Annotated in this window: 15 protein-coding genes; 7 read left to right on the top strand and 8 right to left on the bottom strand. The window is 69.6% G+C overall.

Annotated features, from left to right (window positions below; translation table 11 throughout):
- Positions 1 to 46: 46 nt before the first annotated feature.
- Together AC5Y7V_RS21070 and AC5Y7V_RS21065 are read left to right on the top strand one after the other, a co-directional pair.
- Positions 47 to 1,564: an HNH endonuclease signature motif containing protein gene (locus AC5Y7V_RS21070; protein WP_499881972.1), complete on the top strand. Its 1,518-nt coding sequence runs from the start codon at positions 47 to 49 to the stop codon at positions 1,562 to 1,564.
- Positions 1,565 to 1,602: 38 nt separating this feature from the next.
- Complete coding sequence (locus tag AC5Y7V_RS21065; protein ID WP_499881971.1) at positions 1,603 to 2,319, top strand: maleylpyruvate isomerase mycothiol-dependent enzyme family protein; 717 nt, start codon at positions 1,603 to 1,605, stop codon at positions 2,317 to 2,319.
- On the opposite strand, the gene AC5Y7V_RS21060 is transcribed toward AC5Y7V_RS21065, so the two are convergent.
- Positions 2,316 to 3,188 carry a haloalkane dehalogenase gene (locus AC5Y7V_RS21060; protein ID WP_499881970.1) on the bottom strand — a complete coding sequence of 291 codons (873 nt, stop codon included), beginning with the start codon at positions 3,186 to 3,188 and terminating at the stop codon, positions 2,316 to 2,318. The two genes, AC5Y7V_RS21065 and AC5Y7V_RS21060, sit on opposite strands and share 4 nt — an antisense overlap.
- A gap of 52 nt (positions 3,189 to 3,240) precedes the next feature.
- On the opposite strand from AC5Y7V_RS21060, the gene AC5Y7V_RS21055 reads away from it, so the two are divergent.
- On the top strand, positions 3,241 to 4,245 hold the full coding sequence (locus AC5Y7V_RS21055; protein ID WP_499881969.1) for an Rv2578c family radical SAM protein: 1,005 nt from the start codon (positions 3,241 to 3,243) through the stop codon (positions 4,243 to 4,245).
- A 1-nt stretch (position 4,246) separates the two neighbouring features.
- Here the strand turns inward: AC5Y7V_RS21055 and AC5Y7V_RS21050 are convergent, their stop codons facing one another.
- A complete protein-coding gene (locus tag AC5Y7V_RS21050) occupies positions 4,247 to 5,812 on the bottom strand; it encodes a purple acid phosphatase family protein (RefSeq protein ID WP_499881968.1) in 1,566 nt (521 codons plus the stop codon).
- 48 nt (positions 5,813 to 5,860) lie between these two features.
- Between AC5Y7V_RS21050 and AC5Y7V_RS21045 the strand changes: the two genes are divergently transcribed.
- Positions 5,861 to 6,289, top strand: a complete 429-nt coding sequence (locus AC5Y7V_RS21045) for an Rv2576c family protein (protein WP_499881967.1) — start codon at positions 5,861 to 5,863, stop codon at positions 6,287 to 6,289.
- A 15-nt stretch (positions 6,290 to 6,304) separates the two neighbouring features.
- On the opposite strand, the gene AC5Y7V_RS21040 is transcribed toward AC5Y7V_RS21045, so the two are convergent.
- The 5 genes from AC5Y7V_RS21040 to AC5Y7V_RS21020 are packed head-to-tail and all read right to left on the bottom strand — an operon-like array spanning position 6,305 to position 11,201.
- Entirely contained in the window at positions 6,305 to 7,918 is a 1,614-nt protein-coding gene (locus AC5Y7V_RS21040; protein WP_499881966.1) for an MFS transporter, read from the bottom strand.
- A 6-nt stretch (positions 7,919 to 7,924) separates the two neighbouring features.
- Complete coding sequence (gene ypfJ / locus AC5Y7V_RS21035; protein ID WP_499881965.1) at positions 7,925 to 8,800, bottom strand: KPN_02809 family neutral zinc metallopeptidase; 876 nt, start codon at positions 8,798 to 8,800, stop codon at positions 7,925 to 7,927.
- A gap of 9 nt (positions 8,801 to 8,809) precedes the next feature.
- Positions 8,810 to 9,313 carry an SRPBCC family protein gene (locus tag AC5Y7V_RS21030; protein WP_499881964.1) on the bottom strand — a complete coding sequence of 168 codons (504 nt, stop codon included), beginning with the start codon at positions 9,311 to 9,313 and terminating at the stop codon, positions 8,810 to 8,812.
- 9 nt (positions 9,314 to 9,322) lie between these two features.
- Positions 9,323 to 10,210: an oxidoreductase gene (locus tag AC5Y7V_RS21025; RefSeq protein ID WP_499882038.1), complete on the bottom strand. Its 888-nt coding sequence runs from the start codon at positions 10,208 to 10,210 to the stop codon at positions 9,323 to 9,325.
- A gap of 13 nt (positions 10,211 to 10,223) precedes the next feature.
- The gene (locus AC5Y7V_RS21020; RefSeq protein WP_499881963.1) at positions 10,224 to 11,201 is read right to left on the bottom strand and encodes an alpha/beta hydrolase; all 978 of its coding nucleotides are present in this window, start codon (positions 11,199 to 11,201) and stop codon (positions 10,224 to 10,226) included.
- Positions 11,202 to 11,250: 49 nt separating this feature from the next.
- On the opposite strand from AC5Y7V_RS21020, the gene aspS reads away from it, so the two are divergent.
- The 3 genes from aspS to AC5Y7V_RS21005 are packed head-to-tail and all read left to right on the top strand — an operon-like array spanning position 11,251 to position 14,476.
- Positions 11,251 to 13,026, top strand: coding sequence for an aspartate--tRNA ligase (gene aspS, locus AC5Y7V_RS21015; protein ID WP_499881962.1), 1,776 nt, complete (start codon positions 11,251 to 11,253; stop codon positions 13,024 to 13,026).
- Positions 13,023 to 13,466, top strand: coding sequence for a nitroreductase family deazaflavin-dependent oxidoreductase (locus tag AC5Y7V_RS21010; RefSeq protein WP_499881961.1), 444 nt, complete (start codon positions 13,023 to 13,025; stop codon positions 13,464 to 13,466). Before aspS ends, AC5Y7V_RS21010 begins: the two co-directional genes overlap by 4 nt.
- Positions 13,445 to 14,476 carry an FUSC family protein gene (locus tag AC5Y7V_RS21005; RefSeq protein WP_499882037.1) on the top strand — a complete coding sequence of 344 codons (1,032 nt, stop codon included), beginning with the start codon at positions 13,445 to 13,447 and terminating at the stop codon, positions 14,474 to 14,476. The genes AC5Y7V_RS21010 and AC5Y7V_RS21005 overlap by 22 nt, the downstream gene beginning before the upstream one ends.
- Here AC5Y7V_RS21005 and AC5Y7V_RS21000 read toward each other — a convergent pair.
- Complete coding sequence (locus AC5Y7V_RS21000; RefSeq protein ID WP_499881960.1) at positions 14,471 to 14,860, bottom strand: MmcQ/YjbR family DNA-binding protein; 390 nt, start codon at positions 14,858 to 14,860, stop codon at positions 14,471 to 14,473. The two genes, AC5Y7V_RS21005 and AC5Y7V_RS21000, sit on opposite strands and share 6 nt — an antisense overlap.
- Positions 14,861 to 14,886 lie beyond the last annotated feature (26 nt).

Raw genomic sequence — 14,886 nt, 5'->3', positions numbered from 1 at the left:
TCTAGGCGTCGGCGGATTGTCGCAGGGTCGCGCTATACTCGAACACATGTTCGATGAAGCCGCTCGTGCGGAGGTGATTGCCCGGTTCGACGAAGAGATCGAGCGGTGCTATCCGTCGAAGACGGCGGAGTCTGCCGCGTTGATCGAGGAGATCTGCTCGGCGGCGCGGACCGAGAACCGTCAGGCGGCCGCGCAGTTGGATGCGATCGGGCGGTTGTTCGGCTATCGGCTTTCGCGGTGTTCGGACACCGAGGATTGGGCGATCGACACGATGGAGGCGGTGGCGGCCGAGGTGGGGGCGGCGTTGCGGATCAGCCAGGGGCTGGCGGCCAGCCGGGTGCGCTACGCCCGTGCCATGCGCGAGCGCCTGCCCCTGGTGGCTGAGGTGTTTCGCGGCGGCGACATCGATTACCGGCTGTTTCGGACGATCGTGTACCGCACGGATCTGATCGAGGATCGCGAGGTGTTGGCGGGCGTGGATGCGCGGTTGGCGGCCAATGTGGCGCGCTGGCCCTCGATGAGCCGGGGCCGGCTAAGTGCCCAGGTGGACAAGATTGTCGCCAAGGTCGATGGGGATGCGGTGCGTCGGCGCGCGAAGGCTCAGCGGGATCGGGAGGTGTGGGTCGGCCCGGATCAGGACGGCCGGGCGGAGTTCGGTGGGGTGCTGTTGTCCCCGGATGCGCATGCGTTGGAGAAGCGGCTGAATGCGTTAGCGGCCACGGTGTGTGCGCACGATCCGCGCACCCGCGAGCAGCGCCGCGCCGACGCCTTAGGTGCGCTGGCCGCCGGGGCGGATCGGCTGGGGTGTCGCTGCGGACGGCCGGATTGCGCGGCCGGGAAGCGTCCGGCCGCCTCCCCGGTGGTGATTCATGTGATCGCCGAGCAGGCCACGCTCGATGGACGCAGCTCGGCCCCGGGTTCCGAGGTGGGCGCCGATGGGCTGATTCCGCCCGAACTGCTCGCCGAGTTGGCCAAGTCGGCCAAGCGGGTGCCGCTGATAAACCCCGGCGACGCGCCCCCGGAAAACGGCTATGTGCCGTCGAAGGCGTTGGCCGATTTCGTGCGCTGCCGGGATCTGACGTGCCGCTGGCCGGGCTGCGATGCCCCGGCCATCGGCTGCGACCTGGATCATACGATCCCCTATGCCCAGGGCGGGGCCACGCACGCGTCAAATCTGAAGTGCTACTGCAGAACTCATCATTTGATCAAGACCTTCTTCGGCTGGGCCGAACAGCAACTGGCCGATGGCACCCTGATCCTGACTTCCCCGGCCGGGCACACCTACGTGACGACCCCGGGCAGCGCGCTGCTGTTCCCCAGCTTGTGTCGCGGGGTCGGCGGCGTCTTCCCGACGCCCGAGGCCGACCCGGCCCCGGATTACTGCGGCGAGCGCACCGCGATGATGCCCAAACGCCGGCGCACCCGCGCCCAAGACCGCGCCTACCGGGTGGCCGCCGAACGCCGACACAACCGCGACGCCCGCACCGCCCGCCGGGCCGAGGCCTGGAGCTACACCCTGCCCGCCCCACCCGCCGACGGCGACGACGATCCGCCCCCATTTTGACGGTGGGTCGTGCGGCCGGGCCGCCTTACGCTTAGTCAGTGGAAGACGCAACCAAAGCCGACATTCTCGCCGCGCTAGACGACAGTGGGAAGCGGTTCGTGTCGATGGTCCGAGGGCTCGATCCGGATCGCGCCGCGCGAACGGTGCCTGGGCTCACCTGGACGGCCGTGGAGACTGCGGCGCACGTCGTAACGGTGCTGGGCAGGCTGCTTGGCGATCGTCGACGCGCCGCCACGGGCGAAGGGGTTGCCGGGCTGAACGAGACCTGCCTCACCGAGTACACCGACCGAGATATCAACGACATCGCCGACAGGCTCGAGGCAAATCTGCGAACGGTGATCGACCGCGTCTACGCCAAAGTCGACTTCGACCGTCAGTATCCCTTCCACGGTGGATCAACGATCTCTGGCGGTGGTGGGGCTCGATGGATCTTGTGCGAGCTACTCGTCCACGGCTACGACATCGCCGCTGCAACCGGAAACGAGTGGGCGATACCGGCGACAGAGGCGTCCATCGCGATTCGTGGCCCTGCCGAGTCGATGAATCGGCTGGTTGAGAGCAAGAGCCCTACCCGGCACCGGATCCGTCTGGGACAAGACGACACAGTCGAATTCGTCGCATCCTCGGGACCCCCGGCCGCCGGTGACGACGCGATCCACGTAGAACCGGATGAGTTCCTCCTGGCTTACTTCCGAAGGATCGAAGTATCGGATCCACGTTTGGCGGCGGTAGTCGCCGAACTGCCGCCCCTCTAGGTAGCGGCGGACCGTAGCCGTCTCACGAATTGCGCCACGGCCGAACCGATCTCGTCGGGGCTGTCTTCCTGGATGAAATGCGCGCCGGGGACCGTGACTTCGCTGAGATTGGCCCAGGTCCGGACGTAATCACGGATGCGGCCGGTGATGATGGCGCCGGGGTTGGCGTTGACGAACAGCTTTGGCACGTCGGCCGTTTCGAGCCAGGCGCGGTACTCGTCGACGATGGCGACAACGTCGGCCGGCTCGCCATCGATGGGGATGTTGCGCGGCCACGACAGCGTGGGCCGACGGTCCTCGCCGGGGTTGACGAACGGCTGCCGGTAATGGTCCATCTCCTCGTCGGCGAGTTTCCGCAGAATAGCGCCGGGCAGCACCGCTTCGACAAAGATGTTTTCCTCCAACACCATTCGCTCACCCTCCGGCGACCGGAACCCCTGGAAGACGCCGCGCACACTGGGATGCCAATCCGCCCATGTCATCGGGGTGACGATCGCCTCCATGAAGGCGATCCCCTGCACGCGATCGCGATGCTGGTTGGCCCAGTCGAAGCCCAGCGCCGAGCCCCAGTCGTGCAGCACCAGCACGACGCGGTCGCCCAGGTCGAGCGCGTCCCAGAGCGCGAACAGGAACTCTCGTTGCTCGGCATAGTTGTAGCGGTCGGGACCCGACGGGCTGAGTTTGTCCGACGCGCCCATCCCGATCAGGTCGCACGCCACCAGCCGGCCCAGCCCCTCCAGGTGCGGCATGACATTGCGCCACAGATAGGACGACGTCGGGTTGCCGTGCGCAAAGACGATCGCGTCGCCCTCGCCCTCGTCGATGTAGGCCATTCGCCTGCCGGCGATCTCCCGGTATCGCGGTTCCATGGCGCCATCCTGTCACTTGACATCGGATCGAACAACAGTTCGAATAGGGGGTATGCGCTGGGCTAATCAGGCCGTCGCGCTCGACGACGGGGCGCTCCCGGGGCTGGCCAGGATCGGCCTGGTCCGAAGCGTCCGCGCGCCGCAATTCGAGGGGATCACCTTCCACGAGGTGCTGTGCAAGTCGGCGCTCAACAAGGTGCCCAACGCGTCTGCGCTGCCGTTTCGCTACACCGTCAACGGCTACCGCGGCTGCTCGCACGCCTGCCGCTACTGCTTCGCGCGCCCCACCCACGAATACCTGGACTTCGACTGCGGCACCGACTTCGACACCCAGGTGGTGGTCAAGACCAACGTCGCCGAGGTCCTCAACCGCGAGCTGCGCCGGCGGTCGTGGCAGCGGGAGACGGTCGCGCTGGGCACCAACACCGACCCCTACCAGCGCGCCGAGGGGCGCTACGCGCTGATGCCGGGCATCATCGGCGCGCTCGCCGGATCCGGCACGCCGCTGTCGATCCTCACCAAGGGCACCCTGCTCAGGCGCGACCTGCCGCTGATAGCCGATGCGGCACAACAGGTTCCGGTATCGGTCTCCGTCTCGCTGGCCGTCGCCGACCCGGAGCTGCACCGCGACGTCGAGCCGGGAACGCCGACACCGCAGGCCCGCCTGGGCCTGATCACCGCCATCCGGGACACCGGCCTGGGGTGCCACGTGATGGTCGCGCCCGTGCTGCCGCACCTCACGGATTCCGTCGAGCACCTCGACGGCCTGCTCGGCCAGATCGCCGCGGCCGGCGCCACCGGGGTCACCGTCTTCGGGCTGCACCTGCGCGGGTCGACGCGCGGCTGGTTCCTGTCCTGGCTGGCCCGCTCGCACCCGGAGCTGGTCGGCCGGTACCGCGAGCTGTACCGCCGCGGCGCCTATCTGCCGCCGAGCTACCGCGACATGCTGCGCGAACGGGCCGCGCCGCTGATCGCCAAGCACCGGCTGGGCGGCGCCCCCCGCCCGATCCCATCGGCAATAGCCACCCCGGAACCGCCACAGCCGACGCTGTTTTGAGTCAGGCAGTCCGGTCGCGTCGCGGCTTGGTGAGCGTGAACTGGTCCACCACGGTGACCGCGCCGAACGGCCCGCTCAGCGCGTAGTGCGTCGCCTTGATCGAGGTGTTGCCCCCGGGCTGACCCGGATCGACGTCGAAAGCCGCTAAGCCGTAAGGGTTGTCGCGGTCGCGAAACGCCGACCACGGCGCGTCCTCCAACACGTAGATCGGCGCCTTGCGGCCGATTCCGGGATCGAACGCGCCGACGCCGGTCACCACGCGGCACCGCGGCTCGGGAAAGAACATCCCGTTGGACGGCGCGGAGGTGCCGCCGCCGCCGATGACGAGGTGCACCGCGCCCTTGGTCGAGTCGATGACGTCGTTGCGGGTCTCGACGGGTATCGGCGTCCGGGTGTCGGTGCCCAGCGACCCGCGCAGCGGATGCGACCGCTCGTAGTGGTGTTCGTGGCCGCACAGCACCAGATCGACCTGGTACTGGTCGAACAGCGGCAGCCACTCCTGGCGGATGCCCAGGTCGGCGCCGTTGGTCCGGTCGGCGGTCGAGATCGCCGTCTGATGCATGCAGACGACGATCCAGTCGACATCCGGGTCGCGCCGCGCGGCGGCGAGTTCGCCCGCGAGCCAGCGCCTTTGCTCCCCGCCGGAGTAGCCGTGCACGTAGAAGTTGCCGCCGTCCTGGTAGGCCACGTCGTCGTTGTTCAGGCTGATCACCCGCACCGAGCCGGCGGTGAACGAATACCACAGGCCGCGGGTTTCCGGGCTGGAGCCCGAGTCGGGCACCGCGAAGTAGGTCTGGTACGCGCCGTAACCGATTGGCCCGTTGCCCAATTCGTTCTCGTGGTTGCCCGCGGCCGGCATCCACGGCCGGAACCGCGCCGAGCGCGTGTTGTTCTCGAACCAGTTCGACCAGGTCCGGATGCGGTCCTGGGCGAGGTTGGCGTAGCACAGGTCGCCGTTGACGAGGTTGAACAGCGGGCCGAGCCGCTCGACCGCCAGCGTGGTGTCCGCGGCCGCGGGCGACCCGATGTTGTCGGTGGCGTACCTGCCGTCGGGCAGCCGGGCCAGCGTCGGGGTGGACTGGTCGCCAAAGCTGGTGAAGCGCAGCGGTTTTCGTCCGGACGGCGCGGTGCGTACCGTCCCACCGCCCGGCTCGGCGCCGTCGTGCACCGCGGCGTACACGTAGTCGGTGTCGGGGATCAGGCCCGTCAGGCGCGCGTGGTTGACGCGAACTTCGTTGTTGGACTTGGCATCCCGGTAGGTGCGGGTCTCGGCGGCGACGCTGCGCCCGAACCCGGAGGACGGGGTGCCCAGCATGACGCGGGGATTGCGGACGGCCTCGGTGGTGTGCCATGACACCACCACCTCGGTCGCGGCGTTCGCGCCGAACTGTAGGTGCAGGCCGGTCACCGGCGGAGCACCGCCGCGGTCCGGCTGATACCAGACGGCCGGGCCGCGCACCTGCGACCACAGCAGCGCCGCCCCACCCCCGATGCCCGCCCCCAGGGCGGCCGAGACCGCGCTCGTGGTCAACAGCCTGCGCCGGCTGATCCCCGGAACGTCGGTCATGCCTGCTTCATACCCGACGCAAGTAACAAATCCGGTAGCGTTTTCGATATGAGGAACGTGCGAAAAGTGATCAGCGCGGTCGCGCCGGCAACTCTTGCAGCGGCCGCAGGACTGGCTTTCACGCCCGCGATCTCACACGCGGACGGCCACCAGGTGACCTACACCGTCACGAGCCCGAACAACCTGACCGCCACGGTCGGCTATGTGAGTTCCGATCCGCCCAGCCAGGCGGCCTACAGCGCGGACCCGTCGAAGTTCATGACGAGCGTCCAGGCGCCCCTCAGCGGGGGCGCGCCGGTCACCTACACCGCCACGCTGGCGAACCCGAACCAGTTCGCGACCATCACCGCCAGCGGCATGCTGCACTGGCCGGATTCGGGCAACGGCCCGGCCCAGTTCCACTGCGAGATCGCCGTGGACGGCCAGGTCGTCGCCCACGCGGACGCCACCACCACGGTCACCTGCCGGCCCGGCTAGCCGACCGGCGCCGGCTCAATGCGCCACGCGCAGGGCCAGGTAGTACTCGTGTCGCCGGGTGTCGTCGACGGTGTAGCTGGCCGCCTTGGCCGCGCCGTCGTGGTCGGACTCCAGCCAGCGCTCGGTGTGCTGGCGTTCGAATTCGGTCCACGACGGCACGGTGAACCGCTCCAGGACCATGTCGGGTTCTTCCAGGTTTCGGTAGAGCCGCCAGCTGTGGCCACCCGTTCGCAGGCGTGAGCGCCGGACCGCGCTCATCGCGTCGACGAATGCGTTGAGGTTCTCCGTCGAGACCCGGTAGCGGACGGTGATCAGCACGGGCCCGTCGTTGGGACGCGGTTCGAACATGATGCTCGGCGACACCCAACAAGTCGAGATGGCGCGGCTCAGCTTGCCGGTTGCCGCCCGCAACGGAAACACCGCGACGCTGAGAGCGGCGACCCCCAGGAGTACCGCCGACCAGGTCAGCGCCACGTCGAGCCCGTCCCGCGTGGCAATGAGACCCCAGAGGTAGGCGCCGATCGCCTGCGATCCGGTGAAGACCAGGAGGTACATCGCCAACCCGCGCGCCCGCACCCAGCGCGGCAGATGCAGCTGCGCCGCCGCGTTCAACGTCGTCAGCGTGAGCAGCCAGGCGGTCCCCGACAACACCAGTAACGGCGCCGCCGCGATGAACGACAGCCGGGCCACCGCGAGCGCCGCAAGACCGTAGTCGGCGGCGCACGCCGCGAGCAACACGTTGGGCGGCACCTTCTCGCGCCACGTCGGGGGTACCGCGAGGGCGAGCGCCGAGCCAATGCCGATGGCCCCCAGCGTCACACCGTAGCCGCTGGCTCCCATATGCCAGCTGCGCGCGGCGGCCACCGGCAACAGGGCCAGCACGGCCGAGGCGGGAAACACGAAAAGGGCTGTGCGCAGCAAGATCCGACGGAAAATCGGGCTGTTGACGACATACAGCCATCCGCTCACCATGGCCTGGCCGAGGCGTTCCCGTTCGAGCGGCGCGAGTTGCGTGGGCCGCTGCCACGCGGTCAGGGCGAAGATGATCCCGGTGAACGACACGGCGTTGATCGCGAATACCGCTGCCGGACCGGCGATTGCCACCACGATGCCGCCGATCGCCGGCCCGATCACCCGGCCGATGCTCGCCGAGACGCTGGACAAACTCGCGGCCGACGGGATCTCCTCGCGCGTAACGACTTCGGGCTGAATCGCCTGCCAGGCCGGCGCGGTCAGCGCGGAGGCCAGGCCGATCGCGACGGTGAACAGCAACAGCGCGGTCGGGGTGAGCCTGCCGAGGTAGGTCACCGCTGCCAGGGCCAGCGCGACCACCACCGCGTACGACTGCAACACGATCAGCAGGCGCCGCCGGTCGAACAGGTCGGCGAGCACCCCGGCGAACAGCCCCAGCAGCAGGGTCGGTCCCAGGCTGGCGGTCTGGACCAGCGCCACGACGGTGGCGCTGCTGTGGTCCTCGATCAGGAACCATTGCGCCGCCACGCTCTGCATCCAGGTCCCGATGTTGGAGACGAACTGCGCGATGAACAGGCTGCGAAAGATGCGATTGCGCAACGGCGCCCACGCCGACGCCTGCCCATCGTCGGCGAGCTCCTGAGCCTGGACCACCATGTGCGCTCAGCCCAGATCGGTCGCGGCGAACGTGTTGCACTGGTTGGGATCACCGGTCTGGTAGCCGATGGTGAACCACTTCTGGCGCTCAGCCGACGAGCCGTGCGTCCACGACTCCGGGTTGACGCGTCCGGTCGCCTGCTTCTGGATGCGGTCGTCACCCACCGACGCGGCGGCCGAAAGGGCGTCGGCAATGTCCTTGTCGCTCAGGGGTTCCAGGTATGGGACGCCGGTGCTCTGCTGCTTGACGGTCGACGCGTAGTGGGCCCAGATGCCGGCGTAGCAGTCGGCCTGCAGCTCCGTGCGCACCCCGTTGCCCCCGGCGCCCTGCGCCCCCTGCTGGGCGCGGCCCAGGACGCCCTGCAGCTGTTGCACGTGGTGGCCGTATTCGTGCGCGACGACGTACTCCTGCGCGAACGGCCCACCGCTGGAACCGAATCGGTCGACCAGTTCCCGGAAGAAGTCGGTGTCGAAGTAGGCCGTCTGGTCCACCGGGCAGTAGAACGGTCCCACCTCGGTGGTGGCCGGGCCGCACCCGGTGTCCACGGACCCGGTGAACAGGCGCACGTGCGGGCGGGTGTAGTTGCGCATCAGCTGATGCCAGACGGCGTCCACGGAATTGCCGGTGGCCACCACGCGGCACTGCACGTACTTGTTGGCGTCGGCCCCGGTCTTGCACTGGCTCAGGTCGAAACCGGGCGCTGAATAGCCGCCGGTGTTGGTCTGCTGCTGGTTCATGATGCGGCCCGGGTCGATGCCGAAGAACAACGCCCCGAGCAGGATCAGCAGCCCCAGGCCACCGCCCCCGATGGCCATCCCCATCCCGCCGCCGGACGACGACGCGGTGCTGGTGTCGATCTGCATGCCCTCGTTGAAGGTCATCGCACGCTCCTAAGGTTGCCGGGTGACGGGGAACCGGGCGTCGGTGTAGCCGCGCAGGTTGCGCAGGAACCGGCGGAGCCCCAGGTTGAGCAGCGGCCCGAACAGCGGCATCACCAGCCGCGCGGGGCCGGCCGGTTTCTGCGCCATGGTCCACGTCAGCCGGCAGCCGCCGGGGATGACCTCGACCCGGTAGTCCTCGGCGAACGCCGCGACCGCCTTCGTCGAGCACTCGTTGAAGCGGAATGCCATGCGGGTGAACGGTTCCCACGCGAGGAACTCTTCGTCGCCGACGATGCCGCCGCGCATCTCGACGATGCGGGTGGTGCCGACGCCGCGCGGCTCGGGACTGGTCCAGGTCACCTTCGTGATGACCGGCGCCCAGCGCGGCCAGGACTCGGCGTCGCCGAGCACCTCGAACAGCTGCTCGGGCGTGATCGCGAGGTCGACGCTGTTGCGGAAACGAAACGGCGCGTTATCTACGAAGCCCAGGTCGACACGCTCGCACGGGAACATGGCCCTAACCTAACCCGGCCCGTCGCTCGCCGCCGCCAGCAGCGGCACCAGGATGTCGCTGATCGGTGTCGTCAGGTCGTGGTCGCGGGCCTTGCGGACGATCACGCCGTTGCGGATGTCCCACTCGAACCGCCGGTGGTTTTCCCGGTCGAACAGCATCGAGGTGCCCATGTCCTCCGGCGCCTTGCGGAACATGTCGACGAGCTCGTCGACCACGTCGTCGGGCAACCGGGCGCCCTCGGCGCGGGCGACGGCCAGGCATTCGGCCACGTAGCGGCGCGACAGCGCGGCGACGTCGTCGCGATGGAACATCCCGGACCGCCGACCGGTCAGCACCATGAACCCGGCCAGCGCGTTGACGAGCAGCTTGCGCCAGGCGGCGGTGACGAAGTCGGGGTCGCACTCGACCTGGCAGCCGGCGCCGCGCAGCAGCTCGGCCACCGTTTCCGCCGAGGGCCCGGACGGCAGCACCAGCCGCGGCTCGGTTCGCAGCCGCACCCACCCCTGTGGCTGCGTCTCGGCGCCGTACCAGACGATCCCCGGCACCACCGCCGACGACGGGCAGTGCGGCTGCACCTGCTCGACCTGCTCGACACCGTTCTGCAGCACGACGACGACGGTGTGCTCGTCGCACAGCCGGCCCAGCCAGCCGGCCGCCTCGTCGTTCTGGGTGGCCTTGACCGCCAGGATCACCACGTCGACGGGCCCGTCGACCGCGCCGGGATCCGTGCAGACCGGGCCGGGCACCACGATCGGTTCGGCGCCGTCGGGCCGCAGCTCGATGGCGTCACGGGGGGTGCGGCCGCACACCAGCACGGAATGCCCGGCCTTGTGCAGCAGCGCGGCGACCGTCGTGCCGACGGCGCCGGGACCGACGAGTGCGATGTTGGTGGCGATAGCTCCGAAATTACTAGAGCGCGAGCGCCTGGCGCAGCACCGCGACGGTTTCGGCCTGCTCGCGCTTCGAGATCGCCGCGTCCTGGATCAGCATCGAGCCGTGGAAAGTGCCGGGGAACAAATGCAATTCGACGCTCACGCCGGCGGCGAGCATGGCCAGCGCGTAGGCGACGCCCTCGTCGCGCAGCGGGTCGAAGTGCATGACCGAGACGTAGGCGGGCGGCAGGCCCGCCAGATCGGTGGCGCGGGCCGGCGCGGCATAGATCGACACGTCATCGGCGCCCGCGCGGCCGGGTCCCAGGTAGCAGTCCCAGCTGACGATCGCCCGCGGGCGACTCCAAAAAGGGGTGTCGGTGAACGCGACCATGCTCGCGGTGGCCAGGCGGTCGTCGAGTTCGGGCACGGACAGGAACTGGAAGGCGATGTGCGGCCCGCCGCGGTCGCGCGCCAGCAGCGCCAGCGCGGCGCCCAGCCCGCCGCCGGCGCTGGTGCCCTGAATCGCGATGCGCTGCGGGTCGACGCCCAGTTCGTCCGCGTGCGCCGCCGTCCAGACCAGCCCGGCGTAGACGTCTTCCAGGCCGCCGGGGAACGGGGTTTCCGGCGCGAGCCGGTAGTCGACCGACACCACGACCACGCCGAGTTCGCGGGCCAGCGCGACATTGGAGGCGTGTTCGGTCTCGAGATCGCCGGCGATGAAGCCGCCGCCGTGCACGTGGTAGATCGCGGCCGGCGCGCTGCGCCGGTCGGGTTGGTAGATGCGGATCGGCACCGCGGGATCGCCGTCGCGGCCCGGGATCTGACGGTCCTCGATCCGCACCCCGGTGGTGTCCGGCGGCGGAAACTGGGCGATCATCTCCGACAGCGCCGTCCGGATGGCCAACGGGTCGTCGCCTGGGAGATCGGGCAGCAGCGGGACGACGGCGGCGATTTCCGGATCGAACGCATACGTGGTCATGTGCACTCCTGATCCGTCCGCGGCGACGTCGCTCATGCACTCTAGACTGGGCAGTCGTTCAAATCGGGCAAAAGGGGAGTAATTCGTGCTGCGCAGCCATGCCGCCGGTGCGCTGAGGAGCAGCGACGCCGGCCAGCAGGTGACGTTGGCCGGTTGGGTGGCGCGCCGCCGCGATCACGGCGGTGTCATCTTCATCGACCTGCGGGACGCGTCGGGCGTCGCGCAGGTGGTGTTCCGCGAAGCGGACGTGCTGGCCCAGGCGCACCGGTTGCGCGCCGAGTTCTGCGTCGCTTTGACCGGGGTCGTGGAGATCCGGCCGGAGGGCAACGCCAACCCGGAGATCGCCACGGGCGACATCGAGGTCAACGTCAGCTCGCTGACGGTGCTAGGCGAGAGCGCGCCGCTGCCGTTCCAGCTCGACGAGCCTGCCGGCGAGGAGCTGCGGCTGAAGTACCGCTACCTCGACCTGCGGCGCGACGGCCCGGCCGCGGCAATGCGGCTGCGCTCCAAGGTCAACGCCGCCGCGCGCGGGGTGCTGGCGCGGCACGACTTCGTCGAGATCGAGACCCCGACGATCACCCGGTCGACGCCGGAGGGCGCGCGCGATTTCCTGGTGCCGGCGCGCCTGCACCCGGGCTCGTTCTACGCGCTGCCGCAGAGCCCGCAGCTGTTCAAGCAGCTGCTGATGGTGGCCGGGATGGAGCGCTACTACCAGATCGCCCGCTGCTACCGCGACGAGGATTTCCGCGCCGACCGTCAGCCCGAGTTCACCCAGCTCGACATGGAGATGAGCTTCGTCGACGCCGAGGACATCATCGCCGTCTCCGAGGAGATCCTGGCCGCGCTGTGGCAGCTGATCGGTGTGCAGATCCCGACGCCGATCCCGCGGATCAGCTACGCCGACGCCATGCGCCGGTTCGGCTCCGACAAGCCCGACATGCGGTTCGGGCTGGAGCTCGTCGAGTGCGCGGAGTTCTTCAAAGACACCACGTTTCGCGTCTTCCAGGCGCCCTACGTCGGCGCGGTCGTGATGCCCGGCGGGGCCTCCCAGCCTCGGCGCACCCTGGACGGCTGGCAGGAGTGGGCCAAGCAGCGCGGACACCGCGGGCTGGCCTACGTCCTGGTCGGCGAGGACGGCGAGCTGGGCGGCCCGGTGGCCAAGAACCTGTCCGACGCCGAACGCGCCGGCCTGGCCGGCCACGTCGGCGCCAACCCGGGGGACTGCATCTTCTTCTCGGCGGGCCCGGCGAAGTCGTCCCGGGCGCTGCTGGGCGCGGCCCGCGGCGAGATCGCCAAGCGGCTCGGCCTCATCGACCTGGACGCGTGGGCGTTCGTGTGGGTGGTCGACCCGCCGCTGTTCGAGCCCGCCGAGGACGCGACCGCCGCCGGCGACGTCGCGGTCGGCACCGGGGCGTGGACCGCGGTGCACCACGCGTTCACCTCGCCCAAGCCCGAATTCTCCGACGCCGTCGACAAAGATCCCGGCGGCGTGCTGGCCGACGCCTACGACATCGTCTGCAACGGCAACGAGATCGGCGGCGGCTCGATCCGTATCCACCGTCGCGACATCCAGGAACGGGTGTTCGCCGTGATGGGCCTGGACAAGGCCGAGGCGGAGGAGAAGTTCGGATTCCTGTTGGAGGCGTTCATGTTTGGCGCGCCGCCGCACGGCGGCATCGCGTTCGGCTGGGACCGGATCAATGCGCTGCTGTCCGGGGTCGACTCGATCCGCGAGGTGATCGCGTTCCCCAAGACCGGCGGCGGCGTCGACCCGCTCACCGACGCGCCGGCGCCGATCACGGCGCAGCAGCGCAAGGAATCCGGAATAGACGCCAAGCCGGAGAAGGTTGACCGGGCATGACCGAAATCCCTGACACCGCCACCATCAACGCGTTCAACACGAGCATCATCGACGAGTTCCGTTCCAACGAGGGCAAGGTCGGTGGCCAGTTCGAGGGCGCCAACCTGCTGCTGCTGCGCACGACGGGAGCCAAGTCCGGGCAGCCCCGCATCTCGCCGCTGGCGTACTTCCGCATCGACGGCAAGCTGATCATCATCGGCTCGTTCGCCGGTGCGCCCGTCAGCCCGGCCTGGGTGCACAACCTGCGGGCCAACCCGGCGGCGCACGTGGAGATCGGCGCCCCCTCAGGTATCGACGCGTTCGACGTGACCGCCCACGAGCTGCCGCGCGACGAGCGCGACGCGCTCTTCGACAAGGTCGCGGCCGCGGCGCCCGGCTTCGCCGAGTACCAGTCCAAGACCAGCAGGGTGATTCCGCTATTCGAGTTGCAGCCGGCGTAAGCGCGGGCCTCAAGCGGCTGCGCGGGGTGTGGTTCTACCTCGTGCAGACGTCGGTGGCCGCGGGGCTGTCCTGGTACATCGCGCACGACCTGCTGAGCCACCCGCAGCCGTTCTTCGCGCCGATCGCCGCCGCGGTATCGCTGTCGATCAGCAACGTGCTGCGCGCCATGCGCGCCGTGCAGATGATCTTCGGCGTGGTTCTGGGCATCGGCGTGGGCATCGCGGTGCAGGGTCTGCTCGGACCGGGTGCGCTGGCCATCGGGGTCGCCGCGTTCCTCGCGCTGTGCATCGCGGTGTTCATCGGTCACGGCTTCATCGGACAGGGGATGATGTTCGCCAACCAGACCGCCATCTCCGCGATCCTGGTGCTGGCCCTGTACCGCAGCAACGTCGGCTTCGAGCGCACCTACGACGCGCTGATCGGCGGCCTCCTGGCGATCGTCTTCGCCGTGCTGCTGTTCCCGGCGGACCCCTTGACGCTGCTGCGCAGCGCCCGCGTCGGCGTGTTGGGCGTGCTGCAGGGCATCCTGACGCGCGCCGCGGACCTGGCCGCCGGGCGCCGGGAGGCCCCGCCCGACTGGCCGCTGGCTGCCGTCGACCGGGTGCACGCCCAGCTCGGCGGGCTCATCGAGGCGCGCACCACCGCCCGTCAGGTCGTGGCGGTCGCGCCGCGGCGCTGGGGCCTGCGCGGTGCCGTGCGGGCCGCCGATCACCAGGCCGTGCACGTGGCCCTGCTCGCCGGCTCGGTGCTGGAGCTCGCGCGCGCCGTCGCCCCGGGAGTTGGCGGGGTCGCGGCGCCGCAGGACGTGCACAGCGCGCTCGTGGTGCTGGCGGCCGCCACTGCGCTGGCCGACTCCGACCCCGCCGGGGCCTGCGCGTACACCGCGGCGGCGCGCCACCACGCGTCGCAGTTGCACGCGGGGGCCCGCGAGAGAGACCAGGTGGTGCTCGCCGACGCCGTGCAGGCCTGCGTCGACGACCTGCAGCGGGTCATCGACCTGAGGTCATAGCGAGTCGGCCAGGAACTCCTGCACCAGTTTCTTGGGCGCCTGCGTCAGCCACGCCTCGGTGATCACCTCTGCCAGGTCGCGCGGCGCGATCTGCTCCAGCCGCAGCAGCACCGCCGGGTAGCCGTCGAAGTGCGGGGTGGTGAAGTAGACGCCCGGCTCGTCGGCGATCAACGCGAACTTGACGCCCTCGTCGGAAACCCGGACGCCGAGGATGTCGCCCTCCGGCGGATCGACCCCGTTGTCCGCCAGTGCCTCGCGGTCCGACGGGCGCAGCGGCCGTTCCCACGCCAGCAACTTCTTGCCGACCCGCCACTCGTGCGGTGACGGCTCGGAGGTAAGTGCCAGCTCACCAACGATGCGGGCGACGTCGTTCCACGTGGCCACGCTTTCGATTGTGCTCCCGATATGGC

Source organism: Mycobacterium sp. NGS34 (genome assembly GCF_059812845.1).
Note: the sequence above shows the minus strand (reverse complement) of the source record. Positions and strands in the feature narration are given on the sequence as shown.